5 protein-coding genes and 1 pseudogene are annotated in these 5,625 nt (G+C 47.5%); 5 read left to right on the forward strand and 1 reads right to left on the reverse strand.

What is annotated here, in order from left to right; translation table 11 throughout:
- The 5 genes from B3180_RS10285 to der form a co-directional block, all read left to right on the forward strand.
- Positions 1-396: flavodoxin-dependent (E)-4-hydroxy-3-methylbut-2-enyl-diphosphate synthase (locus B3180_RS10285; protein WP_286844359.1), on the forward strand; the 396-nt coding region annotated here is incomplete at its 5' end.
- A 72-nt stretch (positions 397-468) separates the two neighbouring features.
- The gene (hisS, locus tag B3180_RS10290; RefSeq protein ID WP_222235702.1) at positions 469-1,746 is read left to right on the forward strand and encodes a histidine--tRNA ligase; all 1,278 of its coding nucleotides are present in this window, start codon (positions 469-471) and stop codon (positions 1,744-1,746) included.
- Positions 1,747-1,750: 4 nt separating this feature from the next.
- A complete protein-coding gene (locus B3180_RS10295; protein ID WP_273022663.1) occupies positions 1,751-2,359 on the forward strand; it encodes a YfgM family protein in 609 nt (202 codons plus the stop codon).
- On the forward strand, positions 2,359-3,597 hold the full coding sequence (bamB, locus tag B3180_RS10300) for an outer membrane protein assembly factor BamB (protein ID WP_286844361.1): 1,239 nt from the start codon (positions 2,359-2,361) through the stop codon (positions 3,595-3,597). Before B3180_RS10295 ends, bamB begins: the two co-directional genes overlap by 1 nt.
- A gap of 6 nt (positions 3,598-3,603) precedes the next feature.
- Positions 3,604-5,043, forward strand: coding sequence for a ribosome biogenesis GTPase Der (gene der / locus B3180_RS10305; RefSeq protein WP_199494909.1), 1,440 nt, complete (start codon positions 3,604-3,606; stop codon positions 5,041-5,043).
- Positions 5,044-5,088: 45 nt separating this feature from the next.
- Here der and B3180_RS10310 read toward each other — a convergent pair.
- Positions 5,089-5,625: pseudogene (locus B3180_RS10310) on the reverse strand (Hsp33 family molecular chaperone HslO); the annotation flags it as partial.

Genomic DNA, 5,625 nt, shown 5'->3' on the forward strand with positions numbered 1-5,625 from the left:
GCCGATCCGGTTGAAGAAATTAAAGTGGGATTCGACATTCTGAAGTCATTGCGCATTCGCGCACGTGGTATCAACTTTATTGCCTGCCCAAGTTGCTCACGTCAGGAGTTTGATGTTATTAGCACGGTTAATGAGCTGGAACAGCGTCTGGAGGATATAACCACGCCTATGGATGTTTCGGTAATAGGTTGTGTTGTTAATGGTCCGGGCGAAGCCTTGATATCTCATGTTGGTCTTGCCGGCGCTAAAAATAAAAGTGGTTTGTATATTGGTGGTGCACGCCAGAAACAACGTTTAGATAACCATAATTTAGTGGATGAGCTGGAAGCGCAAATTCGCGAGCAAGTGAAGTTTATTGAAGCTAATAAAATTGACGTAAAAGAAATTAACGGTTGATTTTACCCGCATCGACAAAGTCCTTATAATACCCGCTTATTTTCTGTATCGATAACCAGACGAGAAGGTTCCGTGGCGAATACAATACAAGCAATTCGTGGCATGAATGATTTGTTGCCAGAGCAGAGTCCGGCCTGGCAGCAGGTTGAAGCAGTAATACGCCGTGTTGCTGCAAGCTACGGCTATAGCGAAATCCGTATGCCTGTGCTGGAAAGTACGCAACTTTTTAAACGTTCAATTGGCGAAGTAACGGATATTGTCGAGAAGGAAATGTACACTTTCGACGACCGTAACGGTGAAAGTGTCACTTTACGCCCTGAGGGAACGGCCAGCTGTGTTCGTGCAGGGAACCAACACGGTTTGCTGTATAACCAAATTCAGCGTTTGTGGTACATGGGGCCCATGTTCCGTTACGAACGCCCGCAAAAAGGCCGTTATCGTCAATTTCACCAGTTTGGTATTGAAACCTTTGGTTTAGAAAGTGCTGATGCCGACGCTGAAGTCATCCTGCTTTCTGCCAGGCTATGGCGTGAGTTTGGTATTGCCGATCAGGTTGAACTGCAACTGAACTCTTTAGGGTCTAATGAAGCACGGACGAATTATCGGGATGCGTTGAAAAATTACTTATCTGACTACATTAGCGAGCTGGATGAAGACAGTAAACGCCGGCTGGAAAGCAACCCGCTGCGTATTCTGGATAGTAAAGATGAAAACACTCAAAAGATTCTTGAAGGTGCGCCAAGCCTGTCCGAATACTGGGACGCAGAATCGAAAGAACACTTCGAGCAATTAACGGCTCGCCTGGAAGCGGCTGGTATTTCCTATACCCTGAACGAACGTTTGGTGCGTGGTCTGGATTATTATAACCGTACCGTGTTTGAATGGGTAACCACAGCCTTAGGTGCTCAGGGTACTGTTTGTGCAGGCGGTCGTTATGATGGTCTGGTTGAACAGTTAGGCGGTAAAGCAACGCCTGCGGTTGGCTTCGCAATGGGTATGGAACGTCTTGTGCTGCTACTGCAGGAGCAAGAAAAGCTGACCCCAAGACGAGTCGTTGATGCTTACTTAATGCCGTTAGGCGAAGAAGCGGAACTAAACGCCCCGCGAATTGCCGAACAGCTGAGAAATGAGTTACCGGAACTGCGGCTGGTAAGCCACTGTGGCGGCGGTTCCATGAAAAAGCAAATGAAAAAAGCTGATAAGTCGGGTGCTGAAGTTGCTCTGATTATCGGTGCTGATGAAATCGCTCAGCAGCAAGTAACGGTAAAACCGTTGCGTACTGCTGAAGAACAACAAACTCTGGGCTGGCAGGCACTAATTGAGTATCTGCAACCAATGACGAGAGGGTAGTCAGGTGGATGAAGAACAACAAGTAGAACGTTTAAAAGAGTTCTGGAAAGAACACGGTAAAGGTATTGTTGCCGGTGTAGTCATTGGCTTTGGTTTGTTTTACGGTTGGCGTTACTACGATCAGCATACACTGGAAACGCAGGAGCGTGCGTCAGCAAACTATGAACAATTAACCTCGGGGTTATCTGAAGGCAGCGAGAACGCCGTACTCGAAGCTCAAAACTTTGTCAGCGAAAACCCAGAAAACGTATACGCACAGCTTGTTGCGTTCCAATTGGCACAGCATGCAGCTGAACGCGCTGACCTGGCAACGGCAGTCACCGTTTTGCAATCCGTTGTAGATAACGCTGATGACGAAAATATGTCAGCTTTGGCGAGCATTCGTTTGGCTCGGGTGTTAATTGCTCAGGAACAACTGGACACGGCTTTAAGCTTGGTTCAAAAGCCTCTACCTGAAGCTTACGCTGGTTTTGCGGCGGAGTTAGAAGGTGACATACTTGCTGAACAGGGCAATACCGAAGAAGCCCGGGCAGCCTATGAACGCGCATTGCAGGCAGGCGAGTCACTGACTCCGGCTTTGCAAATGAAACTCAACAGTCTGGCTAAGTCATAATGCAATTGATTCAACGCTTTATTAAAGGCAGCTTATTATTCTCTGCCACTCTTCTTGTCACCGGTTGCTCTATTTTTGGTGACGATGACGAAGAACCGAAATTTGCTGAGTTACAGCCCATTTCTTCGGAAGTACAGCCAAGAGTTTTATGGGATGCCTCTGTTGGTAGTGGCATAGGAGAGTATTTTTCCCGACTGAACCCTGTGGTTGAGTATGGCAAAGTTTTTGCCGCTGATCGTAATGGAATAGTCAGTGCTTTTGATAAATCCACAGGTGAGCGCTTATGGCGAATTGATTTACGTCAGAGTATTCAGTTTGACCAGGCAACCGATGAAGGTTGGTTTGGCGGTATTTTCTCAAGCCCATTCCCTGCGCGTATTTCAGGTGGTTTAGTGGCGAGCTACGACCGCGTTTTTCTGGGAACAGAAAATGGTGATGTCGTTGCACTAAATGCTGAAAACGGTGACATTGTCTGGCACACAGAAGTCAATCACGAAGTCATGTCAGATCCTGCTGTCGGTGAAGGACGCGTTGTTGTGCATACTGGTGGCGGAAAAGTTATTAGCCTGGATGCGGAAACTGGCGAACAGCAATGGGAATATGAGTATCAGGCTCCAATGCTGACAGTTCGTGGCGCATCTGCACCTGCTATTATTAGCGGCGGTATCGTTGTTGGAGACAGTAATGGTACAGGCATGATACTTATTGCCAATAATGGACAGCAGGCATGGACTCAAACCATTGGTAAGCCAAGCGGAAGCAATGAGCTCGAACGCCTGGCGGACGTTGATGCGAAGCCAGCTGTTCAGGGTACTACATTGTACATGATTGCTTTTAACGGTGAGCTGGTTGCGCTGGAATTAAGAGATGGCGAAGTACGCTGGAAGCGCGATTACAAAGCCTTTGAGAATATGTTGGTAACCAATGGTCGGATATTTTTAACTGATGTGAAAAGCCACGTTTATGCACTTGAGCAAAGCGGTGGTGTAGAACGTTGGGGTAATTCACAGCTGTTCGGACGTAAGTTAAGTGCGCCTGCATGGCATCGCGATTACGTTGTTGTCGGTGACTTTGAAGGTTACTTGCATTGGTTAGATAGCGACAGCGGCAATATTGTAGGCCGTTATGAAGTCGGTGGTGACGGTGTTTATGTAGCCCCGGTTGTTGATGACAACATTATGTATGTACAGACTCGGGACGGTGATATCATCGCGCTCGATATTCAATCAGGAAATTAATAAGAGATGTTACCTGTTGTCGCGCTGGTTGGGCGCCCAAATGTGGGGAAATCCACGCTTTTTAATCGTTTAACGCGGACACGCGACGCACTGGTAGCGGACTTTCCCGGGTTAACCCGGGACAGGAAATACGGTCAGGCAAATTACGACGGTTTTCAGTTTATTGTTATTGATACCGGTGGTATTCATGGCGATGAAGAGGGCATTGATGAAGAAATGGCAAAGCAGTCCCTGCTTGCTGTTGATGAAGCCGATGTTGTGCTCTTTATGGTCGATGCCCGAGACGGTGTGACCGTTGGCGATCAAGCTATTGCGGAACATTTGCGTAAGCAAAATAAGAAAGTTTATTTAGTCTGTAATAAAATTGACGGCATCGATGCGCACTCTGCGATGGGCGACTTTTATTCGCTGTCTTTGGGTGAACTCTATGGTATCGCTGCAGCTCATGGGCGAGGGGTTGAGCAGTTATTAGAAACCTGCTTTAGACCAATAGCGGAAGACTATCCCGATGTTATTGTGCCCAAGGACGTTGAGTCTGAAGAGCTTGAGCATGACGAAATCGATTACGAAAAGCTGCCGTTAAAGCTGGCTATTGTCGGCCGTCCTAATGTTGGTAAATCAACTTTAATTAACCGAATACTGGGTGAGGAACGGGTTGTTGTTTACGACATGCCGGGCACCACGCGTGATTCGGTTTATATCCCCATGCAACGCAACGAGCGTGAATATGTCCTGATAGATACGGCCGGAGTGCGTCGGCGAGGTCGTATTGGCGAGGCTATTGAGAAGTTCTCTGTGGTCAAGACATTGCAGGCGATTGAGGATGCAAACGTTGTCCTGATTGTTGTTGATGCGCGTGAGACTATCAGTGACCAGGACCTTAACCTTATTGGCTTTGCATTAAATGCCGGCCGCTCAATTGTTATTGCAGTGAACAAATGGGATGGTCTGCAAAACGACCACAAAGAAGAGATAAAGCGCGAGCTTGACCGCCGCTTAGGTTTTGTCGATTTTGCACGGTTACATTTTATCTCTGCTTTGCACGGTACTGGTGTAGGGCATTTGTTCGAGTCAGTGGAAGAAGCCTACAAAAGTGCAACTCAGCGAATTAGCACCTCTAAGCTGACTAAAATTATGGAAATGGCGCAGGAAGAACATCAGCCGCCATTGGTTAGCGGCCGCCGGGTGAAGTTAAAGTACGCGCATGCCGGGGGCTATAACCCACCACGTATTATTATTCATGGTAATCAGGTTAAAGATTTACCTGGCGCTTACCAGCGTTATCTCATTAATTACTTCCGTAAAGCGCTGGGCGTAATGGGAACGCCAATAAAAGTGGAATTCCGCGAGCCGGTTAACCCGTATGAAGGAAAGAAAAACCAACTGACGTTGTCGCAGCAGCGAAAACGCCGGCGTTTGATGAAGTTTCTGAAAAAGAAAAAGTAGTTTTGATAGAAAAAAGCCTGCAAAAATTGCAGGCTTTTTTATTGATTAATTGAAGTCTGAAGGCGCAAAGCGATATTCCGTCAGGCAATAATCGCAAGTCATGACAATTTCACCCTCCTGCGCCAAGATTTCCTGAATTTCTTCAGGGCTTACTGACGCCAAAGCTTCTAATGTTCGTTCACGCGAGCAACCACAAACAAAGCTAACACCCTGTGATGGGTACAGATGGACTTTTTCTTCGTGATAAAGGCGATGCAACAGCTCTTCAGCAGGCAAGGTATAAATTTCTTTTGCCGTAATAGTGTCGGTCAGAGTTGCCAGGTGCTCGAAGCCGCTTAAGTCTTTTCCGGTAGCGGGTAAGCGCTGCAGTAACATGCCGGCAGCATGCTCGCCGTCGGCGTGTAACCAGACCCGGGTGTGCAGCTGTTCTGACTGTTCAAAGTAGTTTTCCAGCATGGTGGCAATTGAGTCGGCGTCTGCACTTACGACACCCTGATAGCGCTCACCGGTATCCGGCGTTAAAGTGATAACAAGCTGTCCTTTGCCTATCATTGAGCGCAGATCTGTAGCTCCAAGCTCGCT

Source organism: Idiomarina sp. UBA4206 (assembly GCF_002383015.1).
Classification (GTDB): Bacteria; Pseudomonadota; Gammaproteobacteria; order Enterobacterales; family Alteromonadaceae; genus Idiomarina; species Idiomarina abyssalis.

Excerpts from the sequence above, each read along its gene's own strand:
- bamB (WP_286844361.1), top strand. The coding sequence starts at position 2,359 with ATGCAATTGATTCAACGCTTTATTAAAGGCAGCTTATTATTCTCTGCC.
- der (WP_199494909.1), top strand. The coding sequence starts at position 3,604 with ATGTTACCTGTTGTCGCGCTGGTTGGGCGCCCAAATGTGGGGAAATCC.